This window comes from Microbacterium sp. AG1240 (assembly GCF_003635115.1).
Classification (GTDB): Bacteria; Actinomycetota; Actinomycetes; order Actinomycetales; family Microbacteriaceae; genus Microbacterium.
The window spans coordinates 584,684-598,666 of sequence record NZ_RBXJ01000002.1 but is presented as its reverse complement, the minus strand read 5'-3'; the positions used below and the strand labels follow the sequence as shown (position 1 = coordinate 598,666).

General features: G+C 70.0%; 13 protein-coding genes. 8 read left to right on the top strand and 5 right to left on the bottom strand.

What is annotated here, in order from left to right:
* Nucleotides 1–6 precede the first annotated feature (6 nt).
* Nucleotides 7–951 (bottom strand): FKBP-type peptidyl-prolyl cis-trans isomerase, encoded by a 945-nt coding sequence (locus DEU34_RS11565; protein WP_121150377.1) that lies wholly within the window; start codon nt 949–951, stop codon nt 7–9.
* Nucleotides 952–1,128: 177 nt separating this feature from the next.
* On the opposite strand from DEU34_RS11565, the gene DEU34_RS11560 reads away from it, so the two are divergent.
* The 4 genes from DEU34_RS11560 to DEU34_RS11545 all read left to right on the top strand — a co-directional run bounded on the left by DEU34_RS11560 (nt 1,129) and on the right by DEU34_RS11545 (nt 4,286).
* Nucleotides 1,129–1,830, top strand: coding sequence for a 1-acyl-sn-glycerol-3-phosphate acyltransferase (locus DEU34_RS11560; protein WP_121150624.1), 702 nt, complete (start codon nt 1,129–1,131; stop codon nt 1,828–1,830).
* A 98-nt stretch (nt 1,831–1,928) separates the two neighbouring features.
* On the top strand, nt 1,929–2,921 hold the full coding sequence (gene dhaK, locus DEU34_RS11555; RefSeq protein ID WP_121150376.1) for a dihydroxyacetone kinase subunit DhaK: 993 nt from the start codon (nt 1,929–1,931) through the stop codon (nt 2,919–2,921).
* Between the two features lies 1 nt (nt 2,922).
* Nucleotides 2,923–3,564 (top strand): dihydroxyacetone kinase subunit DhaL, encoded by a 642-nt coding sequence (dhaL, locus tag DEU34_RS11550; RefSeq protein WP_121150375.1) that lies wholly within the window; start codon nt 2,923–2,925, stop codon nt 3,562–3,564.
* A complete protein-coding gene (locus DEU34_RS11545) occupies nt 3,561–4,286 on the top strand; it encodes an HPr family phosphocarrier protein (protein ID WP_121150374.1) in 726 nt (241 codons plus the stop codon). Before dhaL ends, DEU34_RS11545 begins: the two co-directional genes overlap by 4 nt.
* A gap of 1 nt (nt 4,287) precedes the next feature.
* Here DEU34_RS11545 and DEU34_RS11540 read toward each other — a convergent pair whose 3' ends face one another.
* Nucleotides 4,288–5,259, bottom strand: a complete 972-nt coding sequence (locus tag DEU34_RS11540) for a sugar-binding transcriptional regulator (protein ID WP_121150373.1) — start codon at nt 5,257–5,259, stop codon at nt 4,288–4,290.
* A 125-nt stretch (nt 5,260–5,384) separates the two neighbouring features.
* On the opposite strand from DEU34_RS11540, the gene DEU34_RS11535 reads away from it, so the two are divergent.
* From DEU34_RS11535 to glpK, 3 genes are all read left to right on the top strand, one after another.
* Complete coding sequence (locus tag DEU34_RS11535; RefSeq protein ID WP_259460132.1) at nt 5,385–7,109, top strand: glycerol-3-phosphate dehydrogenase/oxidase; 1,725 nt, start codon at nt 5,385–5,387, stop codon at nt 7,107–7,109.
* A 122-nt stretch (nt 7,110–7,231) separates the two neighbouring features.
* The gene (locus DEU34_RS11530; protein ID WP_121150369.1) at nt 7,232–7,987 is read left to right on the top strand and encodes an MIP/aquaporin family protein; all 756 of its coding nucleotides are present in this window, start codon (nt 7,232–7,234) and stop codon (nt 7,985–7,987) included.
* Between the two features lie 96 nt (nt 7,988–8,083).
* Nucleotides 8,084–9,598 carry a glycerol kinase GlpK gene (glpK, locus tag DEU34_RS11525; protein WP_121150367.1) on the top strand — a complete coding sequence of 505 codons (1,515 nt, stop codon included), beginning with the start codon at nt 8,084–8,086 and terminating at the stop codon, nt 9,596–9,598.
* Between the two features lie 90 nt (nt 9,599–9,688).
* On the opposite strand, the gene DEU34_RS11520 is transcribed toward glpK, so the two are convergent.
* The gene (locus DEU34_RS11520) at nt 9,689–10,165 is read right to left on the bottom strand and encodes an OsmC family protein (RefSeq protein ID WP_121150365.1); all 477 of its coding nucleotides are present in this window, start codon (nt 10,163–10,165) and stop codon (nt 9,689–9,691) included.
* A gap of 42 nt (nt 10,166–10,207) precedes the next feature.
* Between DEU34_RS11520 and DEU34_RS11515 the strand changes: the two genes are divergently transcribed.
* Nucleotides 10,208–11,191 (top strand): asparaginase, encoded by a 984-nt coding sequence (locus DEU34_RS11515; RefSeq protein ID WP_121150363.1) that lies wholly within the window; start codon nt 10,208–10,210, stop codon nt 11,189–11,191.
* 12 nt (nt 11,192–11,203) lie between these two features.
* Here the strand turns inward: DEU34_RS11515 and DEU34_RS11510 are convergent, their stop codons facing one another.
* The gene (locus tag DEU34_RS11510; RefSeq protein ID WP_121150622.1) at nt 11,204–12,433 is read right to left on the bottom strand and encodes a saccharopine dehydrogenase family protein; all 1,230 of its coding nucleotides are present in this window, start codon (nt 12,431–12,433) and stop codon (nt 11,204–11,206) included.
* A gap of 11 nt (nt 12,434–12,444) precedes the next feature.
* Nucleotides 12,445–13,983, bottom strand: a complete 1,539-nt coding sequence (locus DEU34_RS11505; RefSeq protein ID WP_121150361.1) for an APC family permease — start codon at nt 13,981–13,983, stop codon at nt 12,445–12,447.

Sequence of the window (13,983 nt, the reverse complement as noted above, 5' to 3'; positions counted from 1 at the left end):
GCCGACTCACCCGGCGGCAGGCTCGGCGCTGGCGATCTGGAGCACGAACACGAGCGCCTCGCCCGCGAGCGCGTTGCTCGAGGTGCCCGCGACGCCGTAGCCGCACGAAGCCGGCATGGCGACGAGCACGGTCGAGCCGACCGTCTGCCCCTCCAGCGCCGCCTTGAAGCCCGGAACGACGGCGTCGGTCGTGAACGGCGCCGGGTCTTCGGGAGCCCAGGCCGAGTCGAAGGCCGAGCCGTCCGACCACTTCAGACCCGAGTAGTAGACCTCGACCGCGGCTCCGGGCTCGACCACGGCGCCGTCGCCCTTCTCCAGCACCTCCACCGACACCGTCTCCGGCGGCGCCGTCTGCGGAACCGTCACGGTGGGGAGGGCTCCGTCGTTGAGGACCACCGTGGGCGCCTCGCCGGTGAAGTCGCCCGCGACGCACCACTGCGAGGCCGGGGTGGCGTCGAGGATGTCGAGCACGTAGATCTGCGCGCCGCCCTGGTCGCTGGCCGGGAGCGTCGCGACGACGCGCGAACCGACCGGGGAGCACCCGAACAGCTGCGCGAGCACGCTGTCGGAGGTGATCTGCTGCGGCTGCAGGGGGGTGTCGGCGTAACCCGCGCTGCCGAGCTGCTCACCCGAGGCCGCGTCGAAGGCCGTCAGCGCGTAGGAGAGGTAATCGCCGTCGGCGACCTCGGCGCCGTCGCCCTCGCTGACGACGGTGCGCTCGACACTGGGCACCTCGAGGGGCGACGAGAAGGTCGCGGTCGCCTCCGCACCGAAATCACCATCGACGGTCACTCCGTCGGAGGCGGCGCCCGACGGCGCGGCGGCGGCGCACAGACCGGTGCCCGCGCTGGCGGTATCGGTCGCATCCGGGGTGGAGCCCCCCGCGCACCCCGCGAGAAGGAGCACCGCGGCGGCGGCGACGGACAGGGAGGCGATCGGACGGAAGCGCACAGGAGACCTCTCGGCAGACGAAGGGGGAACCCCACCATCCTTCCGCATGGCGCCTTTGCCCGCGCTGTGAACCCCATGCCCGAGTGCGCATGGAATCCGGAGTAGCCTCGTTGGGTGACTCCCGACGACGACGATTCCGCGCGCGCCGAGGAAGAAGCATCCGCACCCGTCACACGGATGGGTGCCACCTACGCGCTGGGCCGTTTCGTGCTCGCTCCGCTGGCTCGACTGGTCTACCGGCCCCGCGTCGAAGGACGCGCGAATGTGCCCCGCACCGGTCCCGTGATCTTCGCGAGCAACCACCTGTCGTTCATCGACTCGATCGCGATCCCCGTCGCCGCGCCGCGCCCCGTGCACTTCATGGCGAAGTCGAGCTACTTCGACCGCTGGGCCTCCCGACAGTTCTTCACGGCGATCGGCGCGATCGCCGTGCAGCGCGGGGCGGGCCAGGCGGCTCTCGATGCCCTCGACCAGCAGCGCAAGATCCTCGACGACGGTCGCGCGGTGGCCCTCTATCCCGAGGGCACCCGCTCGCTCGACGGTCGCCTCTACAAGGGCCGCACGGGGGTCGCGTTCCTCGCGCTGCAGACCGGCGCCCCCGTCGTTCCCGTCGGCCTCATCGGCACCGATGCGTCCATGCCCGTCGGTGCTCGGATGCCGTCGATGAGCGAGCGGATCACCGTGCGTTTCGGTGAGCCGCTCGATCTGTCCCGCCACGGTGCGGCGACCTCGGGGCGCGCCCGCCGCGGGGCGACCGACGAGATCATGGCGGCCATCCACGCGCTCTCCGGCCAGGAGCTGGCGGGCGTCTACAACGAGGTGCCGGCGCAGAACCCGATCGAACGGATCAAGCGCGCCCTCCCCTTCGAACGCCTCTGAGCGGACGTTCACGTCGGTGCTCTTGACACACCGACCGGTGAGCGGGAGATTCTCCCCAGGCTCGCGCATCGGCGCGCGCGTCGAACTGAGGAGTCATCGTGAAGAAGTTCATCAACGACCCGGCGGATGTGCTGGCCGAGGCTCTGCGCGGCATCCAGGCGGCGCATCCCGATCTGCACGTCGACCTCGACGACCGCGTCATCTATCGGGGCGACGCCACACGGGCCGGGAAGGTCGCGCTGGTCTCGGGGGGCGGGTCGGGCCACGAGCCCATGCACGGCGGGTTCGTCGGAGTCGGGATGCTCGACGCCGCGTGCGCCGGTGAGGTGTTCACCTCCCCCACACCCGACCAGATGCTCGCCGCGACCAAAGCGGTCGACTCCGGGGCGGGCGTGCTCCACATCGTGAAGAACTACACCGGCGACGTGCTGAACTTCGAGATGGCGGCAGAGCTCGCCGCGGCCGAGGGCATCAGGGTCGAGTCGGTGGTCGTCGCCGACGACGTCGCCGTGCAGGACTCGCTCTACACGGCCGGCCGTCGCGGCGTCGGCACGACGGTGGTGTTGGAGAAGATCGTCGGGGCGGCCGCCGAAGAGGGCGCCGATCTCGACGCGATCCTGGCCCTCGCGCAGAAGGTCAGCGACAGCGGACGCTCGATGGGAGTCGCCTTGACCAGCTGCACGGTTCCCGCCGCCGGCAAGCCCACGTTCGACCTCCCGGACGACGAGATGGAGGTCGGCATCGGCATCCACGGCGAGCCGGGCCGCCGCCGGGTGCCCCTCGCCTCGGCCGCCGAGATCGCCAGGCTCCTCGTCGACCCGATCCTCGCCGACTTCGATGCCACCGGACCGGCGATCGTGCTGCTCTCGGGGCTCGGCGGCACTCCCCTCATCGAGCAGTACCTCATGTACGGCGAGATCGCACCCCTCCTCGAGCAGGGCGGGGTCGAGGTGAAGCGCTCGCTGGTCGGCGACTACATCACGAGCCTCGACATGGCCGGGATCGCGCTGACCGTCGTGAAGGCCGACGACGAACTCCTGCGACTGTGGGACGCGCCCGTGGTCACCCCCGGCCTGCGATGGGGTGCATGACGTGGCGGCGGACGCGAACACCCACGACCTGGTCGTCTGGATCGAGCGCTTCCACGACCTCGTTCGCGAGCACCAGGCGGAGCTCACCGAACTCGACTCCGTGATCGGCGACGCCGACCACGGGTCGAACCTCGCGCGCGGGATGGACGCCGTCGTCGCGAAGGTCCGGGCGGACACGCCGACCACGCCCGCCGATCTGTTCAAGACCGTCGGGATGACGCTCGTATCCACCGTCGGAGGGGCGAGCGGCCCGCTCTACGGCACCTTCTTCCTCCGATTCGGCGGGTCGGCCGGGGCGGCCGGATCTCTCGACGCCACCGCTCTCGGCGCGGCGCTGCGCGCCGGACTCGACGGGGTCGTCGCGCGCGGCAAGGCGGCGCCGGGCGACAAGACGATGATCGACGCGCTCACACCCGCCGTCGAGGCGTGGGAGACCGCCGCGGCGGGCGGCGCCTCCCCCCGCGACGCGGCGGTCGCGGCGCGGGATGCTGCGCGGGAGGGGCGGGACGCGACCATCCCGCTCGTCGCGCGGAAGGGGCGGGCGAGCTACCTCGGCGAGCGCAGCGCAGGGCACCTCGATCCCGGTGCAGCCTCGACGACCCTGCTGATCGAGGCCCTCTCCGACGCGTTGACGAACCCATGATCGGCATCGTCGTCGTCTCGCACAGCGACGCCCTCGCTCGCGCGGCGGTCGACCTCGCCCTGCAGATGGGCGGAGACGCTCCCCCGGCGATCGAGATCGCCGCCGGCGTCGACGGCGGTTTCGGCACCGACGCGGTGGCGATCGCGGCCGCCGTCGACCGCGCATCGGGCGAGGACGGCGTGCTGGTCGTCATGGATCTGGGCTCGGCGATCCTCAGCACCGAGATGGCGACGGAGTTCGCCGCCTCGACCGGGCGCGTTGTCTTGAGTCCCGCGCCGTTCGTCGAGGGACTCATCGCCGCCGTCGTGCTCGCGGCCGCCGGCGCCGATCTCGACACCGTTGCCGCCGAGGCTCGGGACGCGCTCGCGGCCAAGCTCGATCAGCTCGGCCCACCCGAGCCGGCCGTCGCGGGCGCGCCGCGGGAGACGCCGGCGGACGCAGCATCCGAGGACCATTTCGACGCGGTCATCGACAACCCCTCCGGGCTCCACGCCCGTCCCGCGGCGCTGTTCGTGAAGGCGGCCAGCCGGCACGACGCGATCGTCGAGCTCGCCGACCTGGATCGCGGGGGCCCGCCCGTCCCCGGGCGCAGTCTCATCGCGCTCATGGCGCTCGGGGTGCGACCCGGAAGCAGGGTGCGCGTCAGCGCGCGCGGCCCGGGGGCGCGCTCCGCCCTCGACGAGCTGCGCGCGCTGATCGAGGACGGCTTCGGCGAGCGCTGACTCAGCGCCCGACGACGGCGAGCAGGCGTCGCGCGAGCGTCTCCTCGACGACCAGCTCGGTGATGATCCCCGCCGCGAGCGCCCCTCGGAGGGCGTCGAGCTTCGACAGGCTCGATACGACGCAGAAGCGGGTCGGGATGCGCCGCACGCTCTCGAGGTCCGGCCCGCTCGATCGGGCGTTCAGGTCGATGCCGTCGCTCGATCCGTCGAGCCGGTAGAACACCGTTGCGCAGTCGCCGACGACACCGGCACGTTCGATCGCTCGGAGATCGATGTCGTCGAAGTAGTCGCCGGAGTAGACGTGCGAGGGCACCTCCGCGTGCGGCGATCCGAGACCGAAGACGAACACGCTCACACGGTCCTGCATGTCGAGCACCGCCCGGATCGACCTCTCGCGCCACATGGCGTCCTTCGTCATCGGGTCGTCGAACAGCGCGGGGACCGGGAACTGGTGCACCGACGCCGAGAGGGCCGCCCCGAACCGATCGAGGATCTCCCCCGCATAGGGGATGCCCGACGTCCGCACGTTCGCCGCCCCGTTCATCTGCACGATGTGGCTGTCGTGGGTGACCTTGGCCTGCAGGTGGCGACCGACCACCGACAGGGTCGCGCCCCAGGCGACACCGATCGTCATCGACGACTCGAGCCGGTGGGCGAGAATCCGTGCAGCCGACAGGGCGGTTCTCTCCAGGCGGTCGGCCTCGCTGATGCGCTCCGGCGTCGGCACGACGTGGGCGATCACCCCGAACCGCTCCGCGAGCCGGCGCTCCACGAGGCTCCGCGCGTCCTGCGGGGAGTGGACGTTGATGGTCACGAGTCCGACATCGCGCGCGTGGGCGAGCATTCTCGACACCGACGACCGCGAGACGCGCATCTCATGGGCGATCGCGTCCATCGTGAGGTCTTGAAGGTAGTAGAGCTGGGCGGCGCGCAGCGCGTCCTGCTCGCGGCTGGCCGCAGCATCCGTCGACATCATTGACTCCCGGTGTCGGGCCGCACGACCCGACTTCCCCCCTAGTTTGCACATTCGTGCACGACGGTTGCAAGGACGTTCATTCGGGGGCAGGCTGTCGCATGTACCTCACGAAAGGCTTACAAGTGACTACGTCGACGCCGACCACTCCCGTCCGCCAGGACGTCCAGACCCTCCGCGATCGCGGGGAGGTGGATGTACTCATCATCGGCGGCGGCATCAACGGCCTCGCCACTCTTCGCGACCTCGCGCTCCAGGGCGTGAGCGTCGCCCTCGTCGAGCGGGGCGACTTCGTCTCCGGGGCGTCGTCCGCGTCCAGCCACATGGTGCACGGCGGGATCCGCTACCTCGAGAACGGCGAGTTCCGTCTGGTGAAGGAGGCGGTGACCGAGCGCAACGACCTGCTCAAGACCGCGCCGCACTACGTGCGACCGCTGCAGACCACGATCCCCGTCTACAAGACGTTCTCGGGAATCATCTCGGCGCCGTTCCGCCTCCTGGTCACGCACGGTCGCGGCAAGCCCAACGAGCGCGGTGCCGTACTCATCAAGATCGGCCTGGTCATCTACGACACCTTCTCGCGCAGCGGCGGCACGGTTCCCCGGCACAAGTTCGTCGGTCGGAAGAAGTCGCTCGCAGAGTTCCCCGAGATGAACCCGACGCTGAAGTACACCGCGACCTACTACGACGCGTCGATGCACGACCCCGAGCGCCTCGCGCTCGACGTGCTGCACGACGGCATCGTCGCGGGCGAGGGCCGCGCGACCGCCGTGAACTACGTCTCGGCCGTGGGCTCGAGCGACGGCGCGGTGCGTGTGCGCGACGAGCTGTCGGGCGAGGAGTTCGACGTGCGCGCGAAGGTCGTCGTCAACGCGAGCGGCCCGTGGACCGACCTCACGAACGGAGCGATCGGCACGGCGTCGACCTATATGGGCGGCACCAAGGGCTCGCACGTCGTGCTCGAGAACGAGGAGCTCCTCGCCGCCACCAAGGGCCGCGAGATCTTCTTCGAGCACTCCGACGGACGCATCGTGCTCATCTACCCCCTCAAGGGCCGCGTGCTCGTGGGCACCACCGACATCGACGCCGACCCCGCGAAGCCCGTCGTGACCACCGACGCGGAGATCGACTACTTCTTCGACCTCATCGGCCACGTGTTCCCGAAGATCGAGGTGAACCGCTCGCAGATCGTCTACACCTTCTCGGGCATCCGCCCCCTCCCCCGCCACGACGACACCGCGCCCGGCTTCGTCTCGCGCGACTACCGCATCGTGCAGGACTCGCAGGGCGGGCTCCCCGTGCTCAGCCTCGTCGGCGGCAAGTGGACCACGTTCCGTGCGCTCGCCGAGCACCTCAGCACCAAGACCCTCGAGGTGCTCGGTCGCTCGCACCGCATCGGCACCGCCGGGCTCCCGATCGGCGGCGGCGCGGGCTTCCCGCGCAGCGTGTCGGCCCGGAAGCGCTGGGCGCAGTCGCACGCGGCCGGACACTCGCTCGAGGTCGTGGAGCGCATGCTGTCGCGCTACGGCACCCGGGCGACCGAGGTGCTGGCGGCGCTGCCCGTCGACGCCACCCCGCTCGAGAACGCGCCGGGTTACTTCCGCGAAGAGCTCGCCTACGTCGCGGCGAACGAGCAGGTCGTGCACCTCATCGACGTCCTGCTGCGCCGCACCGACATCGCGTTCGTGGGCGGCATGACCGCGCGGACGCTCCGCGAGGTCGCCGAAGCGGTCGCCGCGCCCCTGGGCTGGGACGCCGATCGCACCGATGAGGAGGTCGCGGCCGCCGCGGACATCCTCCGCACGGCTCACCGAGTGGAGTTCGAGGAGGTCGACACCGCGCGCGCCTGACACCGACGCCGGGCGCACGACCAGGTGCGCCCGGCTCGCCGAGCCTCTAGGTTCCAGATACGGTCACCGCGGCCGTGCGATCTCGCGAAAAGCGGCCTCGCAAGCGAAAGGTCAATGACGACATGCAAGAAGTAAATCTGGGGTTGTACTTCCTCTCGGAGACCGTCGGAACCGCGATGCTCATCCTGCTCGGATGCGGCGTCGTCGCCAACGTCGCTCTCGCCAAGACCAAGGGCAATGCCGGCGGAACCCTGATGGTCAACTGGGGCTGGGGCCTCGCGGTGTTCGCGGGTGTCATCGTCTCCGCCTACTCGGGCGCGCAGCTGAACCCCGCCGTCTCCATCGGTCTGCTCGTTCACGGCGACATCACCATCGGGCAGTTCTTCGTCGCCATCGCCGCCCAGCTGATCGGTGCGATCCTCGGAGCCATCCTGGCCTGGGCCTCGTACAAGCAGCACTTCGACGACGAGCCCGACCCCGCCAACAAGCTGGGCGTGTTCTCGACCGGTCCGGCCATCCGTTCGTACGGCTGGAACCTCGTCACCGAGATCATCGCGACCTTCGTGCTGGTGTTCGTGATCTTCGGCTTCCGCGACTACGGTGTGGCCGACATCGGCACGCCGGGCGGCCTCGGCGGTCTCGCCGCCGTGCCCGTGGCGCTGCTCGTGGTCGGTATCGGCGCCTCCCTCGGTGGCCCGACCGGCTACGCGATCAACCCGGCCCGTGACCTCGGGCCCCGCATCGCTCACGCCATCCTGCCCATCAAGGGCAAGGGCACGAGCGACTGGTCGTACTCGTGGGTGCCGGTCGTCGGCCCGCTCATCGGAGGCACGCTCGCGGGTCTTCTCGCGCCGGTGCTCCTCGGCCTCGCCGCCTGACCCTCGGATGCTGCCGCGCTCACGTCGTGCGGCAGCATCCGCCCCTTCGTATTCCTCCTTCCCGCACACTCCTCAACAGACAAGGAAGTCCACGTAATGGCTGATTACGTCCTCGCCATCGACCAGGGCACGACCTCGAGCCGCGCCATGATCTTCGACAAGAAGGGAAGCGTCATCTCGGTCGGGCAGAAAGAGCACGAGCAGATCTTCCCCAAGGCGGGCTGGGTCGAGCACGACCCCGCCGAGATCTGGCGCAACGTCCAGGAGGTCATCGGCCTCGCACTCGCCAAGGCCGACATCACCCGTCACGACCTCGCCGCGATCGGCATCACGAACCAGCGCGAGACGGCGGTGGTGTGGGACAAGAACACCGGCAAGCCCGTCTACAACGCCATCGTCTGGCAGGACACCCGCACCCAGCCCATCGTCGACCGCCTCGCCGCCGACGGCGGCGTCGAGCGGTTCAAGGAGATCGTGGGCCTGCCCCTGGCGACCTACTTCTCCGGCACGAAGATCGTCTGGATCCTCGAGAACGTCGACGGCGCCCGCGAGAAGGCGGAAGCCGGCGACCTCATCTTCGGCACCACCGACACCTGGGTGCTGTGGAACCTCACCGGAGGCATCGACGGCGGCGTGCACGCCACCGACGTCACCAACGCCAGCCGCACGCTGTTCATGGACCTCGAGACCCTCTCGTGGCGCGACGACATCCTCGAGACCTTCGGCGTCCCGCGCTCGATGATGCCCGAGATCCGTTCGTCGTCCGAGGTCTACGGCACCGCCGAGTCCTCCTCGCTGCTGCGCGAGACGCCGGTCGCCGGCATCCTCGGCGACCAGCAGGCGGCCACGTTCGGCCAGGCGGCGTACGACGCGGGTGAGAGCAAGAACACCTACGGAACCGGCAACTTCCTCATCTTCCAGACGGGTGAGGAGATCGTCCGCTCGAAGAACGGTCTGCTCACCACGCTCGGGTACAAGCTCGGCGACGGCCCGGCCCACTACGCGCTCGAGGGATCGATCGCGGTGACCGGTTCGCTCATCCAGTGGCTGCGCGACCAGCTCGGCATCATCTCGAGCGCCCCCGAGGTCGAAGCCCTCGCCCGCACGGTCGATGACAACGGCGGCGTGTACTTCGTGCCGGCGTTCTCCGGTCTGTTCGCCCCGTACTGGCGCCCCGACGCCCGCGGTGCGATCGTCGGCATGACGCGGTTCGTCAACAAGGGCCACATCGCCCGCGCGGCCCTCGAGGCCACCGCCTTCCAGACGCGCGAGGTGCTGGAGGCCGTCAACGCCGACTCCGGCGTCGACCTCACCGAGCTCAAGGTCGACGGCGGCATGACCGCCAACGACGAGCTGATGCAGTTCCAGGCCGACATTCTCGGCGTGCCGGTCGTGCGGCCGGTCGTCGCCGAGACGACCGCGCTCGGCGCCGCGTACGCGGCCGGGCTCGCGGTCGGGTTCTGGGACAACCTCGACGACCTCCGCGCGAACTGGCAGGAGGACAAGCGCTGGGAGCCGAACCTCGACTCCGACGAGCGCGACCGTCAGATCCGCCTGTGGAAGAAGGCCGTCACGAAGTCGATGGACTGGGTCGACGAGGACGTGCGCTGACCCCACCCCTCCACCCGCGAGACCGCTTCTGCGTGGCGAAACCCTGGTCGAAAGCCCGGGTCTCGCCGCGTGGAAGCGGTCTCGCGGTCGTTAGGGCGCCGCGACGAGGATCGTGGGCTCGTGGCGCACGGGGAAGTTGACGGAGTTCGCGATGAAGCACCACTCGCGGGCCTGCGCGTGTGCGGCGGTCGCCGCATCCGTCATGGATGCGTCGGCCACCGTCACGCGGGGCCGAAGGGTCACTTCGGTGAACGCTCCCCCGCCCCTGCCGTCCTCCAGAAGAGCGGCCGTCGCGTCGTCCTCGTATCCCACGACGACGACACCGACCTTCACGCAGGCGTAGAGGTAGGACAGCAGATGGCACTCGCTGAGCGATGCGAGCAGGAGGTCCTCCGGGTTCCACCTCTCGGGATCCCCCCGGAAGGGCACGTCGGCGGAGGCCAGGAGCGACGGCTTCCCCTCGACGTCGATCGTCACGCTGCGGTCGTATTCGCGGTATCCGCTGGTGCCGGTGCCGCGGTCGCCGGTCCAGCGCGCCCGGAGCCGGTAGGTGTGCTCGCCGTTCATGCAGTCATTCTGACACCGGGCCGCCCTCAGTAGACTGGAGGGATGCCATCGAGCCCTGCAGACGTCGTCGAGCTGGCCGTCGTCGAGCGCGGCGGGTTCATCGAATCCCGTCACCTCGGGCGCGCGGTCGTGCTCTCCCCCGACGGCTCCGTGGTCGACGCGCTGGGCGACACCGCCGCCCCCTTCCTGCCGCGCTCGAGCATGAAACCGCTCCAGGCGCTCGCGTGCCTGTCGGCCGGTGCGCCGCTCGCCGGCGAGAGCCTCGCGTTGGCGATGGCCAGTCACGCCGGCACCGAGCGCCATATCGCGGGCGTCCGCGAGATCCTGAGCGCGGCCGGTCTCGGCGAGAACGACCTCGGCTGCCCGCCCTCCTACCCCGTCGACACCGCCTCGCGCGACGAGCTGGTGCGCGAGCACCTCGAGCCCTCGCGCATCTGCATGACCTGCTCCGGCAAGCACGCCGCCATGCTCCTCGCGTGCTCGACCAACGGGTGGGACCCGGCGACCTACCTCGACCCCGCGCATCCGTTGCAGACGCACATCCGCGAGGTCATCGAGCGCCTCACCGGCGAGCGGATCACCACGACCGTCGTCGACGGTTGCGGCGCTCCGGTGCATGCCATGACCCTCGCCGGCCTCGCCCGGGCCGTGCACCGTATCGGCACGTCGTCGGAGCGATCGCCCTTCGCCCTGCACCGCAGCGCCGCGACGCTCGTGCGAGCGGTTCGCGAGAACGCCTGGGCGATCGACGGGCCGGGCCGACCCGACACGGTCGTCATCGAACGTCTCGGCGTCTTCGCCAAGAGCGGCGCCGAGGGGATCATGGTGATGGTCGCCCCCGACGGCACCACCGTCGCCCTCAAGGTGCTCGACGGCAGCGGCCGGGTGGGCACCGCGGTCGCTCTGCGCCTGCTCGAGCGGGCGGGCGCCCTGCCGTCGAACGACGTGGCGCTGACTCTTCGCTCCCTCCCCCTCGCCGTCCACGGGGGAACGAAGGTCGTCGGCAGCATCCGCGCCGCGTTCTGAGGCCGGGCCGACTCACCCGATCGGCTTCTCCTCGATGCCCCACGGCGACCCGTAGCCCGCGGGCGCCGGCGCCGCCAGCAGGTCGAGGAACGGCCGGGCATCGAAAGCCTCCGGGCCGAGCACCCCGGTCCCCTGCCAGTCGCCGCGGGCGAGCAGCTCGAGGGCGATGACGGGATTGATCGCCGTCTGCCAGACCACGGCCTGCGATCCGTACTCGGCCATCGTCTGCTCGTTGTCGGCCACGTGGTACAGGTAGGTCGAGCGCGGCGCGCCGTCCTTTCCCGTGCCCCGCACCCAGACGCCCGCGCAGGTCTTCCCGGTCATGCGGTCACCCAGCGTCGCCGGATCGGGCAGCACCGCCGCGACCACGTCGCGGGGCGAGACCTCCACCCCCTTCACCCGCACCGGCGAGGTCTTGTCGAGCCCGAGCTTGTGGAGCACCTTGAGCACCTCGATGAACTCGTCGCCGAGGCCGTACTTGAACGTCACGCGCTTGGCCTTCGTCCACCGCGGCATGAGGAGTACCTCTTCGTGCTCCACGTTGACGCACTCCACCGGCCCGATGCCGTCGGGGAAGTCGAAGACCTCGGGTTCGCTGAACGGAGCGGTGGTGTACCAGCCGCGCCCCTCCTCGTAGACGACGGGCGGGTTGAGGCACTCCTCGATCGTGGTCCAGATCGAGAACGACGGCGCGAAGTCGTAGCCGGCGACCACGAGGTTCGCCCCGTCCCTGACGCCGAGCTCGTCGATCTCGTCGAACAGCTCGTCCTCGGCGTAGCGGGCGAAGACGTCCGACAATCCCGGCTCCACGCCGATGCCGACCACGGCCAGCCTCCCCGCGGCCTCCCATTCCCGGGCTCGCGCGAACTGCTCGTCGCCGAGCTTGACGCCGGTCTGCTCGTGAGGGTGATCAGGATGCGGCGTCGAGAGGCTCATCGCCATGTCGAGGTAGACAGCGCCCGTGTCGAAGCATCCGGTGAAGATGGGCATGACGAACCGGGGGTCGACCGCGTTGAGCACGTGGGTGCAACCGTGCTCGCGCACGAGCGCGGCCACCGAGTCTGCGCTGGACGCGTCGACCTGCGCGGCCGAGAGACGCCCGTCGCCGAGTTCGTCGACGAGCGCCGTCGGGCGCGCGGGGTCGTAGTCGGCGATCACGAGCGTCTCGAAGAACTCGCGCCGCACGGCGATTCGAGCGGCGGCCGAGCCGACTCCCCCGGCTCCGATGATGAGGATGCGCATGCCGTCTCCGTTCACGACAGTCCGCCGTCGACCGACCGCGGATACGCGATGGGTTCGTCGGGGACGAGGACAGGGGTATCCCGGTTCAGGCTCTCGCCGCGGAAGAACGCCTTCGAGCGGGGGAATGCGAACCACAGGAGCATCAGCACCACACCGAAAGCCAGCGAGCCGACGCCGAGCACGAAGGTGCCGCCGATCCCCAGGAGCACCGTATACCCGTAGTCGACGTCGTACATGTCGATCGCGGACTGCACGAACGCATACGCCAGCATCAGCCCCCCGAGGAGGGGGAAGATCCCGCGGAAGACGAGGTTGCGCGCCGACGTGAACAGGTCGCGGCGGAAGTACCACGCGCACGCGAAGCAGGTGATGGCGTAGTAGAAGGCGATCGCCAGGCCGAGCGACAGGATCGAGTCCTGGAGGATGTTGTCGCTGATCAGGCTCATGCCGACGTAGTAGAGGCTGGCGACGATCCCCATGACGAGCGTCGAGAACGACGGCGTCTTGAACCGGGGATGCACGGTCTGGAATCGACGCGGCAGCGCCTTGTAAGCGGCCATCGCGAGCGTGCCGCGGGCGGTGGGGAGGATCGTCGTCTGCGTCGAGGAGACCGCCGAGATCAGCACGGCCACCACGAGGATCCAGCCGAACGGCCCGAAGAGGTCGTCCTTCATCCCGAGGAAGACGTCATCGGCGTTGGCCTCGTTGCCCAACCCCACGCCCGTCTCGCCGAGGCCCGCGTACATCATCGCCGCGACGGTCACCGCGACGTACGTGAAGAGCAGGATCACGGTGGTCAGGAGCGCTGCCCGCCCGGGGGTGCGCTTCGGATCCTTCGTCTCCTCGTTCAGGGCGAGACAGGTGTCCCAGCCCCAGTAGATGAAGAGGGCCAGGAGCACCGCCTCGGTGAACCCCGACCAATCGGTGAACCCGAGCGGGTTGAACCACGCCCAGTCGAACGGCGTGGGGTCGGGAGCGGTGCCGTCGAAGAACTTCCACAGCGCGGCGACGACGAAGATGGCCAGCACGACGTACTGCACTCCGAGCAGCACGTTCTGGATGCGCTCGCCGAGCTCGACCCCGCGCCAGCTCACCCAGGTCATCGCGGCGATGAACGCGACCCCGGTGGCGGTGACGACCGGCACGCTCTCCGCGAGCGAGCCGTCGCCGATGAGCGACCAGAAATAGATGCCCGCGATCTGCGCGAGGTTGGCAAGCACGATCATCCCGGCGACGGCCACGCCCCAGCCGCCCATCCAGCCGATCCACGGACCGAAAGCCTTGGTACCCCACGTGAAGGTCGTGCCGCAATCGGGGGCGGCCCGGTTGAGCTCGCGGTAGGCGTAGGCGCTGAAGAGCATCGGGATGAAGGCGACGATGAAGGCGATGGGGGCCTGCGCGCCGACGGCCAGCACCATGAAGCCGAGGGTCGCCACGAGGGAGAACACCGGCGCCGTCGATGCGAGGCCGATCACCGTCGATCCCCAGAGCCCGAGCGTGCCGGTCGCCAGTCCCTTGCCTTCGATCGGTCGCCCGTCGGTGGTCGTCAT